The organism is Thermoactinomyces sp. FSL K6-2592, assembly GCF_038006465.1.
Classification (GTDB): domain Bacteria; phylum Bacillota; class Bacilli; order Thermoactinomycetales; family Thermoactinomycetaceae; genus Thermoactinomyces; species Thermoactinomyces vulgaris.
In genome coordinates this window covers 92,513-107,046 of record NZ_JBBOVH010000002.1, presented here as the reverse complement: position 1 = coordinate 107,046, position 14,534 = coordinate 92,513, and the positions used below count along the sequence as shown (strand labels likewise).

14 protein-coding genes are annotated in these 14,534 nt (G+C 47.7%); 3 read left to right on the top strand and 11 right to left on the bottom strand.

Features of this window, described 5'->3' with window-relative positions:
• Positions 1 to 24: 24 nt before the first annotated feature.
• The 5 genes from pgsC to cysK form a co-directional block, all read right to left on the bottom strand.
• Entirely contained in the window at positions 25 to 501 is a 477-nt protein-coding gene (gene pgsC, locus NYE37_RS12240) for a poly-gamma-glutamate biosynthesis protein PgsC (protein WP_037994174.1), read from the bottom strand.
• A 12-nt stretch (positions 502 to 513) separates the two neighbouring features.
• Positions 514 to 1,782 carry a poly-gamma-glutamate synthase PgsB gene (gene pgsB, locus NYE37_RS12235; RefSeq protein WP_069201534.1) on the bottom strand — a complete coding sequence of 423 codons (1,269 nt, stop codon included), beginning with the start codon at positions 1,780 to 1,782 and terminating at the stop codon, positions 514 to 516.
• Between the two features lie 270 nt (positions 1,783 to 2,052).
• Positions 2,053 to 2,361 (bottom strand): YuzD family protein, encoded by a 309-nt coding sequence (locus NYE37_RS12230; RefSeq protein ID WP_037994172.1) that lies wholly within the window; start codon positions 2,359 to 2,361, stop codon positions 2,053 to 2,055.
• 26 nt (positions 2,362 to 2,387) lie between these two features.
• On the bottom strand, positions 2,388 to 3,521 hold the full coding sequence (locus NYE37_RS12225) for a bifunctional cystathionine gamma-lyase/homocysteine desulfhydrase (RefSeq protein ID WP_049719721.1): 1,134 nt from the start codon (positions 3,519 to 3,521) through the stop codon (positions 2,388 to 2,390).
• A gap of 3 nt (positions 3,522 to 3,524) precedes the next feature.
• Positions 3,525 to 4,451, bottom strand: coding sequence for a cysteine synthase A (cysK, locus tag NYE37_RS12220; protein WP_049719672.1), 927 nt, complete (start codon positions 4,449 to 4,451; stop codon positions 3,525 to 3,527).
• 191 nt (positions 4,452 to 4,642) lie between these two features.
• Between cysK and NYE37_RS12215 the strand changes: the two genes are divergently transcribed.
• Positions 4,643 to 4,870: a NifU family protein gene (locus tag NYE37_RS12215; protein ID WP_181732635.1), complete on the top strand. Its 228-nt coding sequence runs from the start codon at positions 4,643 to 4,645 to the stop codon at positions 4,868 to 4,870.
• Positions 4,871 to 4,970: 100 nt separating this feature from the next.
• Positions 4,971 to 6,242, top strand: a complete 1,272-nt coding sequence (locus NYE37_RS12210; protein ID WP_049719671.1) for an Nramp family divalent metal transporter — start codon at positions 4,971 to 4,973, stop codon at positions 6,240 to 6,242.
• Positions 6,243 to 6,298: 56 nt separating this feature from the next.
• Here the strand turns inward: NYE37_RS12210 and NYE37_RS12205 are convergent, their stop codons facing one another.
• The 6 genes from NYE37_RS12205 to NYE37_RS12180 all read right to left on the bottom strand — a co-directional run bounded on the left by NYE37_RS12205 (position 6,299) and on the right by NYE37_RS12180 (position 13,958).
• Positions 6,299 to 7,300, bottom strand: a complete 1,002-nt coding sequence (locus tag NYE37_RS12205; RefSeq protein ID WP_240790232.1) for an ABC transporter ATP-binding protein — start codon at positions 7,298 to 7,300, stop codon at positions 6,299 to 6,301.
• Positions 7,293 to 8,318: an ABC transporter ATP-binding protein gene (locus NYE37_RS12200; RefSeq protein WP_037994164.1), complete on the bottom strand. Its 1,026-nt coding sequence runs from the start codon at positions 8,316 to 8,318 to the stop codon at positions 7,293 to 7,295. The genes NYE37_RS12205 and NYE37_RS12200 overlap by 8 nt, the downstream gene beginning before the upstream one ends.
• A 14-nt stretch (positions 8,319 to 8,332) precedes the next feature.
• Entirely contained in the window at positions 8,333 to 9,265 is a 933-nt protein-coding gene (locus tag NYE37_RS12195; protein WP_049719670.1) for an ABC transporter permease, read from the bottom strand.
• Positions 9,266 to 9,272: 7 nt separating this feature from the next.
• Complete coding sequence (locus NYE37_RS12190) at positions 9,273 to 10,202, bottom strand: ABC transporter permease (RefSeq protein ID WP_049719669.1); 930 nt, start codon at positions 10,200 to 10,202, stop codon at positions 9,273 to 9,275.
• 91 nt (positions 10,203 to 10,293) lie between these two features.
• Positions 10,294 to 11,922 carry a peptide ABC transporter substrate-binding protein gene (locus NYE37_RS12185; RefSeq protein WP_037994158.1) on the bottom strand — a complete coding sequence of 543 codons (1,629 nt, stop codon included), beginning with the start codon at positions 11,920 to 11,922 and terminating at the stop codon, positions 10,294 to 10,296.
• Positions 11,923 to 12,308: 386 nt separating this feature from the next.
• Positions 12,309 to 13,958: a peptide ABC transporter substrate-binding protein gene (locus NYE37_RS12180; RefSeq protein WP_049719668.1), complete on the bottom strand. Its 1,650-nt coding sequence runs from the start codon at positions 13,956 to 13,958 to the stop codon at positions 12,309 to 12,311.
• A gap of 189 nt (positions 13,959 to 14,147) precedes the next feature.
• Here NYE37_RS12180 and NYE37_RS12175 point away from each other — a divergent pair, with 189 nt between their 5' ends.
• A complete protein-coding gene (locus NYE37_RS12175) occupies positions 14,148 to 14,507 on the top strand; it encodes a DUF3899 domain-containing protein (protein ID WP_198051051.1) in 360 nt (119 codons plus the stop codon).
• The last annotated feature ends 27 nt before the right edge of the window (positions 14,508 to 14,534 follow it).

Sequence of the window (14,534 nt, the reverse complement as noted above, 5' to 3'; positions counted from 1 at the left end):
CATCTTTTGGCTGCCCTTTGATGTTTAGAAAAATTTCAGCAACACAAATTCGTATAAAAACATAATGACGAAAGTCGCCCCGCTTAATAACAACGTACTTCCGACGGTCGGAATCACGCCCTGTTTTTGAATGGTGTTGGCAATGAGTCCGGGAACAATCACACCGATCCCCCGGAATTCCTGCATTTCAAAAGGCAAATAAGGAAAAGTCATGGGAGCAAAATAATCAAAAACCAGCTTCAAGGCGACACCGACGGACAACATGGCGGCAAACTTTCTCCGCCCGTATAAAATGGTAAATCGCCCGACGACTTTTGTCACAATTATAAATGTTAAAAAACTAATCAACAAAATCACACAAATGAAAACAGGTTGATCAAAAACCAATCCCATATATCCGGGAACAATCAGTCCTGCAGGCATTACCCCCACTTTTTCCGCATACAACAGGCTGAGTACCACGCCGATAATTAACGAAACGTATAAGTCTGATCCAAACAACGAACTTTCCTCCTAGCTGACAATATGTGCCATTTTCTTGTTTTGTACCGCTTTTTGTTCATCTTCGGGTTGATTCGATTCAGACTCCAGCCGGGCGGTAAACTGCTCTTTGGCTTTTTGGTTCATCTGTTCAAACCATTCACACAACGGCTCCGCAGCCCCGTGAATGTTTCCGACGCCGTAAACCAACCGGTTATGTAATTTGCCTTGAATCGCTTGAACAATTTGTTCCACCGGCTGATTTTCCAGATCCAGCAGTTCACTGCACCGGATCAGGCCTTTTTCGCAGGCTTCCACGATCGGCTGAGTCGTTTGTCCGATGACGACAAGTGTATCGATGGACATATGCGGCAAAACATCCCTTGCGAATTGTTCGGTCCGATCCACCCGGTCCGGACGGCAGTTCATAATGACCACGGGATCTTTGACCGGATATCCCAACATTCCGACACGTTCCCAAATATTGAGGGTGGATGAAGCATCATTGGCTGCAAATCCGTTGACAAAATAGGCAGGATGTTCATCCGCACTCAGCGGAAGGATCCGCATGGCTCCCGGATCGGGATTTGCCTTCAACATGCCCCGGAAAGCCGTTTCCTGGTCAATGCCCAACGCTTCGGCAACAGCCAACGCCAATGCGGCATTCTCCGGAAACACCATGTAATCGAACTGGCGCAAAAACTTTTCCGAGATCTTGGAAGTATCGGCAACAAAAACACGCGTGCGGCGGCGACGGGCAACCTTTTTGAAAAAGGGAACGAAAGGCCCTTCGGATACAATCAGATATCCTTTGTACGGAATTGTCGCCGTAAACGCATCCGCCACCTCTTGCAACGTCGGCCCCATCACATCCATATGGTCTTCCAAAACATTGACAATCACGCCGACATTGGCTTGCAACATTTCTTCCTGAAATACAATCTGATAATCCGGATTCACTGCCATGCATTCGCTGACCAGACAATTGGCTCCGAGCTTGGCCACTTCTTCCACAACCACTTTTTGTTCCCGGATATTAGGCCCTTCCAGGCGTCTGCGAATCGGTTTTTCTTCCTTTTTATCCCAATAGATCATCCGGGCGGCCGTCCCCGTGGTTTTCCCGACCGCACGATATCCGGCTTCAATCATGACTCCGGTAATCAATCTGGTCACCGTGGATTTCCCGCGGATGCCGTTCACATTAATCCGCAACGGAATGGAATCAATATTTTTTTGGTGTTTTTTCTTTTCCCAGACCCCCAGGCCAAAAAGCGCCCCAAGCGACAGGGGGATCAACCACATATCCATCAACTCCTCGGTTCCTCCGTGATCCAAGCGGTGATGGCCATTTCATCACCCATCCGGAACATCCATTTTTTATCTGTTTATATTATACTATTAATGACTTTTAATAAGATTTTACTAGAACGTTAAATAGCAGACACATAATAAGATATCACGAACCCGCCGGAACTCGTAGCAAAAATAGAACAAAAATATTAAACCTTTTTGAGTTGCTGATGAAAACCCCCGATCCCCGAAGCAACAAAAAAAAATGCTGTGCAGAAACCTCTACACAGCAATCAAGCGGTCGATCACTTCACAGATTTTTTTCAGTTTCGGATTTCCTTCCGCAACCATTTCATCCTCAATGACCACGACGGGGTACCATAAATCTTCTTCGATGACCCGTTGGCTGAATGCTTTTTCTTTTTCTGTCTGGGGATGGAAAATATCCACATATTTTACCGTCACCTGCCCGGGATATTTTCGCCTGAGGGCCGCTTCCAACCAGGTTGCGGTCTCCTTGGAAGAAGGCAGGTTGACACAACTGGCACAAATTTCTTCCGCACCATAGACGTATACAACGACATGATTCACCGGCTTCCCTCCGCTTCTCTATTCTATTACCGAAGCGCCTGATCCAAATCCATGATCAAGTCTTCCACATCCTCCACACCAACGGAAATGCGGACCAATCCGTCCGTGATCCCGAGTTCCGCCCTGCGTTCGGCAGGAATCGATGCATGGGTCATGCGGGCCGGGACAGAAATCAGGCTTTCCACCGCTCCCAAGCTTTCCGCAAGGGTGAAGAAGCGGGTGTTCTCCAACAATTGATCCGCCTTTTCCGCGCAGCCCACATCAAACGAGATGATCCCGCCATAGCCTTTGGCTTGTACGGATGCCACTTCGTGCCCCGGATGGCTTTCCAATCCCGGATAATACACTTTCTCCACTTGCTCATGCTCATTCAACCAATCGGCAATCCGCCGGGCATTTTGTTCATGTTGGCGCATTCTCAATCCCAGCGTCTTCATTCCTCTCATCAAAAGCCAGGAATCTTGCGGTCCGAGAATGCCGCCGATCGAGTTTTGCAAAAAGTGGAGTTCCTCACCCAGGGATTTTTCTTTGGTGACAACCAGTCCGGCGACCACGTCACTGTGTCCCCCGAGATATTTGGTGGCACTGTGAAGAACAATATCGGCACCAAGGTCCAACGGGTTTTGCCAGTAAGGAGTCAAAAACGTGTTATCCACAATCAGCAACAACCCTTTTTCTTTGGCCAACTGTGCGATCGCCCGGATATCAGATACTTTTAAGAGTGGATTACTTGGTGTTTCCATATAAATGGCCTTCGTGTCGGGAAGAATGACCGCCTCGATTTGTTTTGGATCACTGGTGTCCGCAAACGTGGCTTTCAATCCCATCCGGTTAAACACCTTGGAAACCACCCGGTACGTCCCGCCGTAAACATCATCCCCGATGACCAAATGGTCTCCTTGATTGAAGTAAGAAAGGACAGTTGAGATGGCAGCCATTCCCGAGCTGAAAGCCAACCCGGCCGCACCATTTTCCAATTCCGCGATCAGCTGTTCCAATGCCGCCCGGGTCGGGTTCCCCGTCCGGGAATATTCATAACCGGAATGTTCACCCACCCGTTTTTGTTTATAGGTTGACACCTGGTATATCGGAACGCTGACGGCTCCGGTTTGGGCATCGCCAAAAACGCCTCCGTGAATCAATTTTGTATCCGTTTTCATCATTTACACCCCACCTTGGTAAATTTTTGAGCTGAGATAACGTTCGCTGCTGTCTGGAAAAATGACCACGATCTGTGCATCTTTGGAGCATTTTTTGGCTTCTTCCAAAGCGGCATAACAAGCGGCCCCGGAAGAACTTCCCACCAGCAACCCTTCCTTCGTCGCCAGTTCCTTGACGAGCCGGAAGGCATCCTCGTCCTTTACCGTATACACTTCATCGATCAAAGACCGGTCAAAGTAATCCGGGAACATTTCCATGCCGATTCCTTCCGTCTTGTGCGGCCCCGGCTTTCCGCCCCCGATGATGGATCCTTCCGGTTCCACGATCACCGTTTTGATCGCCGGATTTTTTTCTTTCAGGTAGCGGGCCGTCCCCATAAACGTTCCGGCTGAACCAGCCCCGGCCACAAACACGTCAATTTGGCCGTCCATCTGCTCCCAGATTTCAGGGCCGGTGCTTTGATAATGCGCCCGGGGATTGGCCGGGTTGACAAATTGTTGCGGGCAATAAGCGCCGGGAATGGATTGTTCCAATTCTTTCGCTTTTTCCATGGCCCCTTTCATCCCGAGCTCGGTCGGCGTATTGATCACCTCGGCTCCCAACGCGCGCATCAATTCTTGCTTTTCCACTGAAAACTTTTCCGGAACGACAAAAATCACCCGATAGTCCGTCCCCACCGCGGCCAAAGCAATGCCAATGCCTGTGTTCCCGGCTGTCGGCTCGATAATCGTCCCGCCCGGTTTCAGTTTCCCCGTTCTTTCCCCTTCGCGAATCAACGCCACTCCCAAGCGGTCTTTCACACTGCCACCGGGATTAAAAAACTCCAATTTCGCAAACAGTTTTATATTCTTCGGAGTTCCCATCCGTTTCAGACGTAACATCGGGGTTTGACCAATCAATTCCTTTACGTCTTCATAACGCTTTTTCATATACATACTCCTTTGAAATGAAACTGAGACATATCCATCATATCAATTTTCTGATTTGGAAAAAAGACTCGTTTTTCCCTGCCGGTTTCCGCCAATTAACCATTGATTTTGCTGGAAAAACCCCCTACAATGAATTTGATATTGGGATATCTGCTTGGTTTGTTACTCCTATTTAGAAAGGGGTTATGGTTGTGTCAGTAGAAGAACGCGTTAATGAAGTATTGGGCAAATTGCGCCCTTTCATTCAGCGTGACGGTGGAGACGTGGAACTGGTTGAAGTCGAAGACGGAATCGTGCGTGTGCGTTTGCTCGGTGCCTGCGGAAGCTGCCCCAGTTCCACCATTACACTGAAAGCCGGAATTGAACGGGCGTTGATGGAAGAAGTACCGGAAGTTCGCGAAGTCGAGCAGGTATTATAAGCTCTTTCTCAAATCCCTCTTACTTTTTGTAAAGAGGGATTTTTTATATTCATCTCGAAAACAAAAAAAGAAACTTATTTAATGTATAAATACAATTGCGATGAAGGAGGGATCTCCCGTACAAACCAAAACGCCTCCCAAAACATTAAAAGAACGTTTTTTATTGATCGGACCCGGGCTGGTTGCCGCCGCCACCGGTGTGGGAGCCGGAGACTTGGTCGCCGCCTTGGTGGCCGGAACCAAGTTTGGAACGGTTTTTGTTTGGACCATTATTGCAGGGGCCATCATCAAGTATTTCCTGAATGAAGGTGTGGGCCGTTTCCAACTCGCCTCCGGACAAACCATTCTGCAGGGATGGAGATCTTTGGGCCACTGGGCATTGATCTACTTTGGAATTTATATCGTGATATGGGGATTCATTTACGGAGCCGCCGGATCATCCTCCGCCGCTCTGGCCGCCACCGCCATCTTTCCACAAATCCCGTTGAAAGGCTGGGCCATCCTGCACGCCATTATTTGCTTAATATTCGTATGGATCGGAAGATATCAGTTTTTTGAAAAAGTGATGTCCCTGCTGACCGGCATTATGTTCATTACCGTCGTCGGCACCGCTGTCATCGTTCTGCCCCAGCTGGATCAAATTGCCACGGGACTCATCCCCCGCACGCCAAACGGCTCCATCACATATGCCTTGGGATTGATCGGCGGCGTTGGCGGATCCATCACCATCGCTTCCTATGGGTATTGGGTGCGGGAAAAAAACTGGTCGGGTCCTTCGTGGATTCCGGTCATGCGCCTGGATACCTGTGTCGCTTACACGCTGACCGCCATCTTCACCCTTTCGCTGTTGATCGTGGGAGCTGAATTTTTATACGGATCGGGCATTGAATTGCAAAACGAAGAAGGATTGATCCACCTTGCCGTCCTTTTGGGCAAAGAATTTGGCACCCCGGTCTATTGGTTGTTCCTGCTCGGTTTTTGGTCTGCGTCTTTCACATCGGTCTTGGGGGTGTTTAACGGTGTTCCCTATCTTTTCGCCGACTTGGTGCGCCATTTCAAAAAAGAAGTCCCGGGAACAAAAAAACCCGCTCCGGTTTCCGTGCGGGATCCTTTCTACCGCGGCTTTCTTTTGTGGATGACATTCCCTCCGATGTTGCTTTTGTTTTTGGAAAAACCGGTCGGCCTTGTGATTTTGTACGGAGTTCTCGGTTCCTTGTTCATGCCTTTTATCTCCGTCACATTGTTGATTTTGTTAAATTCCAAAAAATTGGATCCGGTTTACCGGAACCGTTGGTGGGCCAATGCCGTTCTGATCATCAGTCTGGTCTTGTTTGCCATCCTTGCTGTCATCCAAATCATGGATATGGTTTAGAAGAAGCCTTAAAAATTCTCATAAAAAAGAAATCCCGGTATGAAACCGGGTTTTCTTTATTGTTCATTATACAAATGGCAAGCCACCCAGTGTTTGGGTGCGGCTTCTTTCCATTCCGGAACGGCCTTGGCGCAAATGTCCATCGCTTTCGGGCACCGGGTCCGGAACCGGCAGCCGCTGGGAGGATCAATGGGACTGGGGACATCCCCTTCCAAAATAATCCGTTCCCGTTTTTTGGAAACATCCGGATCCGGGATGGGAACGGCAGACAGCAGCGCTTCCGTATACGGGTGCAACGGTTTGTCATACAGATCCTCACTGTCCGCAAGCTCCACCATGCTTCCCAGATACATCACGCCCACACGATCCGAAATATATTTCACCATTGACAAATCATGGGCAATAAACAGATAAGTCAGCCCTTTTTCTTTTTGGAGTTTTCGCATCAAGTTGACGACTTGTGCCTGAATGGAAACATCCAATGCCGAAATCGGTTCATCGGCAATGATAAACTCGGGATCGACTGCCAGAGCCCGGGCAATTCCGATCCGCTGCCGTTGACCCCCGCTGAACTCGTGCGGGAAACGGTTGGCATGCTCTTCATTGAGCCCGACCACTTTCAACAGCTCAATGACCCGTTTTTTCCGTTCTTCTCCTTGAGCCAGACCGTGGATGTCGATCCCTTCCGCAATGATATCCATGACTGTCATGCGTGGATTGAGCGAAGCATACGGATCCTGGAAAATCATTTGCATTTTCCGGTTAAATTCTTTCAGTTTCTTTCCTTTTAATTGATACACATCGTCCCCGTTAAACGTAACCGAACCTTCCGTCGCATGGTACAGCCGAATCAAGGTGCGGCCAATGGTGGACTTTCCGCAACCGGACTCCCCGACCAACCCGAAGGTTTCTCCCCGGTAAACGTCAAAGGTGACCCCGTCCACCGCTTTGACCACTTGGCCGTTACTGAGCCGGAAATGTTTTTTCAATCCCTTCACCGACAAAATCACATCTTTTTCCGGCCGTGTTTCATGATTTTTATTTTCTTGCTTACTCACTTTTCTCCCCTCCAATCGGTCCTTTCCGGACATTCGGCTTCGGCGCCATGGGATGTTCCAGCCAGCAAGTCACTTGATGCGTGGATGACACCTCGGTGACTCCCGGCATGTGTTCCTTGCAAACCTTCATCGCATGCTTGCAACGGGCTGCAAACGGACACCCTTTCGGAGGGGAAATCAAATCGGGAGGGGAGCCCGGAATCGGAAGCAATTCCTGCTCATGCGACAAATCCAGCCGTGGCATGGAATCCATTAACCCCCAAGTGTACGGATGGCGGGGATGATAAAACACTTCTTCCAAAGTGCCTGATTCCACGACTTGTCCGGCATACATCACCACGACCCGGTCGGCAATGTCGGCCACCACCCCGAGATCGTGGGTGATCAAAATGATGGAGCTTCCCGTTTTCCGTTGCAATTCTTTCATCAATTCAATGATTTGCGCCTGAATGGTTACGTCCAAAGCTGTTGTCGGTTCATCCGCAATCAGCAGTTTGGGCTGACAAGCCAGTGCAATTGCAATCATCGCCCGTTGCCGCATGCCTCCGGAAAATTGGTGGGGATACTGCTTGATCCGGGATTCCGGGCTGGGAATTCCGACCAATCTCAACATTTCCACCGCTTTTTCTCTGGCTTCCGACGCACTCAGATTCTGGTGTTTCATCAACCCTTCCGTGATTTGCCGTCCCACCGTCATGGTCGGGTTGAGAGAAGTCATGGGATCTTGGAAAATCATGGCAATTTCGGCCCCGCGGACTTTTTCCATCTCTTTGTCGTTGAGTTTTGTCAAATCTCTTCCTTCAAAAAGGATTTCGCCTTCTTTGATGATGCCCGGGGGTTGGGGAATCAAGCGCATGATGGTTTGCGAGGTGACACTTTTCCCGCATCCTGATTCTCCCACAACAGCCACGGTTTCCCCCTTGTTGACGTGAAAGCTCACACCTCTTACCGCTTTCACTTCTCCGTTATACGTTTTAAATGAAACATGCAAGTCTTTCACATCGAGTAATTTCTCCATACTGATTCCCCCCTTTATTTGCGCATTCTTGGATCAAGTGCATCCCTCAAGCCGTCTCCCAAAAGGTTGAAGGCGAGCATGATCAAACAGAGAATCGTTGCCGGATAAAAGACTTGATACGGAAAAATCTGCAAATATCTGGCGCCGTCATTCACAAGTGATCCAAGGCTTGCCAGCGGCGGGCGGATCCCCAGACCGATAAAACTCAAAAATGCTTCAAAGAAAATGGCTGAAGGAATGGCAAACGTCACCGCAACAATAATCGGCCCCATCACATTGGGAATCAAATGTTTGAGCAGAATGCGCCGGTGTCCGGCCCCCAACGTACGGGCCGCCAACACGTATTCCTGGGATTTCAGTTTCAGGATCTGCGCACGAACCACCCTGGCCATCGGCACCCATCCCGTGAGGGACAAGGCCAGCGCAATGGGGATAATCCCCGGTTCAAAGATCAGAAGCATCAAAATGATGATGATCAGGTTAGGAATGGAATATAAAATCTCCACCACCCGTTGCAAGATCATGTCCACCCGGCCGCCGAAATATCCGGAAACACTTCCGACGGTCACACCGATGCAAAGATCAAACAAAGCCGCCAAAAAAGCGATTTGCAAGGAAACCTGGGCCCCGTTCCATGTCCGTTGCCACAAGTCACGGCCAAAACTATCGGTTCCAAAATAATGGTCGGCAAACGGTTCCTTGTTTTGAGCGGAGTAATCCTGTGACCGGTAATCATAATCATTCATCAAGGGACCGGCAAAAGCGAAAAATCCAATAACCAAAATAATGACAAGGCCGATCATCGCTCCCCAGTTGGAACGAAAACGGCGTGCCGCATCTTTCCAAAAGCCGATCCGCTCCCGGGTAATCTGCTCCCCGGCCGATTCATCAGCGCCAATCGGCTCAAACATTTCCGGTGTGATCTCGTTGATTGTTTTTTCACTCATCGCTGATTCACTCCTTTGCACCCGTTAGTCGAATCCGGGGATCAATGATTCCGTACAAAATATCCACGAGAAAGATGGTGGCAAGAATCAAAATGGAGTAAAAAATGGTAACCCCCATAATCAAGGTGTAATCATTGACCTGGATTGACTCAACAAAGAATAACCCGATTCCGGGTACAGCAAAGATGGTTTCCACAACCAGCGAACCGGTAATAATATTCACCGCCAAAGGACCCAACACGGTAATCGCAGGGATGAGGGCATTTCGCAAAGCATGGCGGAAAACGATGGCCTGTCTTCCCAAGCCTTTGGCTTTGGCCGTTTTCATATAATCCTGATCCATCACTTCCACCATTTCGGTTCTCACATAACGGGACATCTGTGCAATAACGGTGAATGAAAGAGCCAACGACGGCAATATGGTATGTTCATAAGACCCCCACAACGCCGCCGGCAGAATTTGCCATTTCACGCCGACCCAATAAGATAAAAGAGCCGCCATCACAAAGCTGGGGATCGATATTCCCCCGACGGCAATCACTGTGGCCACATTATCCAGCCAGCCTCCGCGCCGGAGCGCCGCACCCACTCCGAGCAACAGTCCGACCAAAACCCCGAAAACCAATGCCTGTCCCCCGATAAAAGCAGACGCTTCAAATCCTTCCAACAGCATTTCGGTGACAGAACGTCCGTCGTGCGATAAAGATTTTCCAAAGTCCCCCTGCACCAGCCGTTTCATAAAGTTCACATACTGCACCGGCAACGGGTCATTCAAACCATAGGTTTCCATGATCTGTTCCCGGATCAAGGGAGGCAGTTTTTCTTCATTTTTCAACGGGGTTCCCGGCAAAGAGTGCATCAAAAAGAAAGTGGCCGTGACAATAATCCAAAGCGTAAGCACCATATACCCCAACCGGCTTAAAATATATCGCAGCAAACCGCTTCACTTCCTTTCCTTCCTGATTGAGCATGGATGAAGGTATATGCCAAACCGTTGACATATACCTTCTCCCGGCAAAACTCGGATCTTATTTTCCGGTATCCACTGATGCCCATTTCAACGTGTATTCCGGACCAATCGCGCTCCAGTACCAATCTTTGATAAACGGTCTTTTCACCGCAATTTTCGTACGGTAGTAAAGCGGTGCAATTCCTGCATCCTCAATCAGGATTTGCTCAGCCTTTTTCAAGTCTTCAAAACGTTGTTTAAAGTCCCCGTTTTCTTTCGATTTTTTAACAAGCTCATCATATTCCGGATTGCTGTACTTTCCGCGGTTGAAGGAGTTGTCGCTGGTAAAGAGATCGAGGAAAGTCATCGGGTCGTTGTAATCGGGTCCCCAACCGGAAATCAACAGATCGAACCGTTGGTTTTTCCCTCTTTCCAGACGCTCTTTAAACGGCACCGAGGTAATTTGGACATTAGCCCCCAAGTTGACGCGCAGTTGCTCTTGGATAAATTCCATACTTTGTTTTGCAGAAGCGGTGTCATCTCCAAGCAATTCAATGGCCGGCGCTTGGGACAAGCCCAATTCTTTCAATCCTTCTTGCCATAACTGTTTGGCTTTGTTCGGATCAAACTGCGGATCCATTTTCACCAAATCGCGGTATTTTTTGTTGTCATCCACGCCGCTGGCTTTGATAAACGGCGGAACCAATCCTCCTGCCGGAATCGATCCGTTTTTCAGGATATTGTTGACATACGTGTTTTTATCGATCGCCAAATTGATTGCTTGCCTGATTTTTTTGTTTTTAAAGAAATCTTTGGTTTGGTTCATTTCCAGGTACCAACTGGAACCGTCATAAATCGAAAAAGTGTTCGGATCGTCTTTAAATGCGTCGATAAACTCGGAATTTAAATAGGCAAAATCCAATTTTTCGGTGTTATAAAGGTTGACTTGTGTCGAGTTATCCTTTACAATTTGCCAGTTGATTTCTTCCAATTTGACAACCCCGCTGTCCCAATACCCGGGGTTCTTCTTCATTTGGAAGCTTTGGTTGTGTTTCCATTCGGAAAGAACGAACGGACCGTTGTAAACCAATGTGTTGGCTTCCAAGGAATATTTATCTCCATACTGTTCTACAATGTCTTTTCGTTGCGGCAAGAAAGTCGCAAAGCACAAGAGGTCTTTGAAGTAGGGAATCGGGCGCTCCAAAACCACTTCCAATGTTTTGTCATCCAAAGCCTTTACTCCCACATCGTCGGCTGAACCATTCCCGGTATTGTAAGCTTCAGCTCCTTTCAAGGGGTAAAGGATGTACGCATATTCGGATGCCGTTTTGGGATCCAGCGCCCGCTTCCATGCATATTCGAAGTCATGGGCCGTCACCGGCTTTCCATCACTCCATTTGGCATCACGCAAAGTAAAAGTCCATTTTAAATTGTCCTCGCTCACTTCCGGCTCTTTGGCTGCCATCCCGAGAACCGGTTTGCTGTCTTTATCCAAACGATATAGCCCTTCCATGGTGTTTCCCAAGATCATGAAAGACACCACATCTGTCGTTTTGGCACTGTCCAGGTTTGGCGGCTCGGACATTTCTGCCAAGTTCAATACCTGACTGTTTTTGGTCTCGGTCCCTCCCCCAAAGCAAGCCGTCAACACCATCGCTGACGCCAAAACCAGTGACAGCAAAGAAAACAATTTGATTCTCCGCCTCAAAACGTCTGCCCCCTTTTTTTAAAATAAAGTATATAGTTTAGACCAAAAAATGGTCATAAACCCTGAATGGAAAAAGACTGGTTGTTCCCTCCGCCTAATAATCTGAAAATAAATAATTCATCTGTTATTTTAAGGCAAGATGAGCGGTTCACCAAGAAAATCGAACAAAGAGTCAACTCAAATTTCTAACAATTTTTTATTCTAATTTTATCAAATTTTAGGCGTTATTTATATTTAACTCATATTTCATTGATTTGTAAAGGGGGTTTATCTTTTGTTGTATTAAATAAAAGTCTATAATAAAGGAATACCCTTTTTCATCCGCCTTTGATAACAAGCTGCACAAAAAAGCTCAAGCCCCTTTTGACAGTGGCTTGAGCTTTTCATCATTCTTCATTTTTCTCCACAATATATGCCCATTTCAAACTGTATTCCGGACCAAACGGATGGCGGTACAGGTCTTTGACATAAGACTTTTGCACAAACGCTTTAGAGTAGTAAATCAACGGCACAAAACCGGCACTCCCCTGATCATCCACGCCGGAAAGCAACGCTTCGGCCTGTTTTAACAACTCAAACTGCGCTTTCGGGTCTGAAGTTTGCCTTGCCTGATCCATCAACTGGTCAAATTTGGGATTGTTGTAATGGGAGAAGTTCATTTCATTATCCGACTCCCAAATTTCAAAGAAGTTGAACGGATCATTGTAGTCCGCCACCCAACCCAGCATGGCCATGTCAAAGTTTCTGTTTTTCACTTTGTTGACATGGGTTTTCCAAGTCGGGGAATCCAGCTTGATCTCCAAATTCAGCTTTTTCCGCAATTGCTCTTTGATGTTGATCGCCACATCCCTCAGCGGGGTTGCGTCATAACTGACCATCACGATATCCTTGGGCGGTTCGGACATTCCCAATTCCGTTAAACCTTCCTGAAACAAGGCTTGGGCACGGGCAACATCGGTTTTGACGTAGGATCCTGAAAGTTCACGGAAGTTTTTGCCGCCCACCCCGCTGATCGATGAAGGAATCAAAGCATCTGCCGGTTTGGATCCGCCTTTCATGATTTCGTTGGCAATCGTTCCCCGGTCGATTGCCAGATTGATTGCCTTCCTGATTTTTTCATTTTTAAAAAAAGGATCGTCATGATTAAACAGAATATAATAGTTTCTTGCCCTTTCCGCTTCCACATATTCTTCTGTATTTTTAAAGGCATCCACAAATGCCTGGTTCAGCGTGGCGGTGTCAATTTCCCCGGAGTTGTATAGATTGATTCCCGTTGCCAAATCCTTCACCACGTTGATTTCAACGGTTTCCAGCTTTACTCCGTTTTTATCCCAGTAATTTTCATTTTTTTTCAACAACACTTTTTGCGGTGTCCAACTGGCGACTTTAAATGGTCCGTTATAAATGGTTTCTTCCGCGGATGTTCCGTATTTACCCCCAAACTTTTCAACCACATCTTTACGTTGCGGCATGAAAGCGATCATGGTCGTACGCTGAATAAAGTTCAATGTCGGCTTTTCCAATTGCACTTCCAAGGTGTGATCATCCACCGCCTTGATTCCGACAGCAGACGCATCCACTTGCCCCTGGTTATACTGTTTGGCATTTTTAATCGGGAAAAAGACATAGGCATATCCGGAATCAGTTTGAGGATTGAGCACCCGTTTCCATGCATACTCGAAATCTTGCGCCGTCACGGGTTCGCCGTCACTCCATTTGGCGTCTTCCCGCAGTTTGAAGGTATACTTGGTTTTGTCCGGGCTGAGTTCATATTCATACGCAATCCCGTATTCCGGTTGTTTTTCCCTTCCCAATCGCATCAAGCCTTCATTCACATTATTCAGGACATTAAACGTGATCGCATCATTGGCCTTGACCGTGTCCAGTGTCGTGATGCCGCCTTCTTCGGCAATCCTCAACACCTGCTCGTCACTTAATTTCATGTTGGAACCACTGTTTGCTTGAAAACCGCACCCGCTCAGTACTAAACTGAAAGAGGCTGCGATTGCCAACAACACTTTCCCTGTCTTGAGCATGACTCCCCCTCCCTGCAGTCGAACCTTGGATACTTTCTTTTCTGACAATTCCCCTTCAGATCGTGGATCTGGACCGGGTTAACTTGTAACATTATAAATGAATTGCTAGCTTTAGAAAAGATTATATGGATATTGTCCAAAATAAACCATATTTCCATTTCAGACCGTAAACGGAGGAACGCCATGAAGATGCGAAATAAACGTGCTTGGGCAACCATTCTCATAACGATGGTCGTGTTTTTGTTTCTCGGCTTCATTTCCAAAGGGAATGCGCTTGCCTTTATCGATCAATCCTTTTTGGCCGGATTGCTCTTTTTGATCCTTGCCGCCGGCATTTTTGTCGTCCAAGGCGGTTTCTTTTCCGTCTTTTTGCGCACTTTTAAAAAATTCAACAAACTCCCCGGACAGAGGCGGGAGGATGAAGCCGAAGATGATTCCCCTTTGTCCAAAGCGGAACGGAGGGCTTTCCTCCAAAACCTGCAATTCATTTGTTTGAACGTTGGAATCATCTTCATTTTGGCGTCGCTTCTGTTCCTGTTCTTTCAGTAATCTTTTCTCACTCCCAAATAAAAAAGG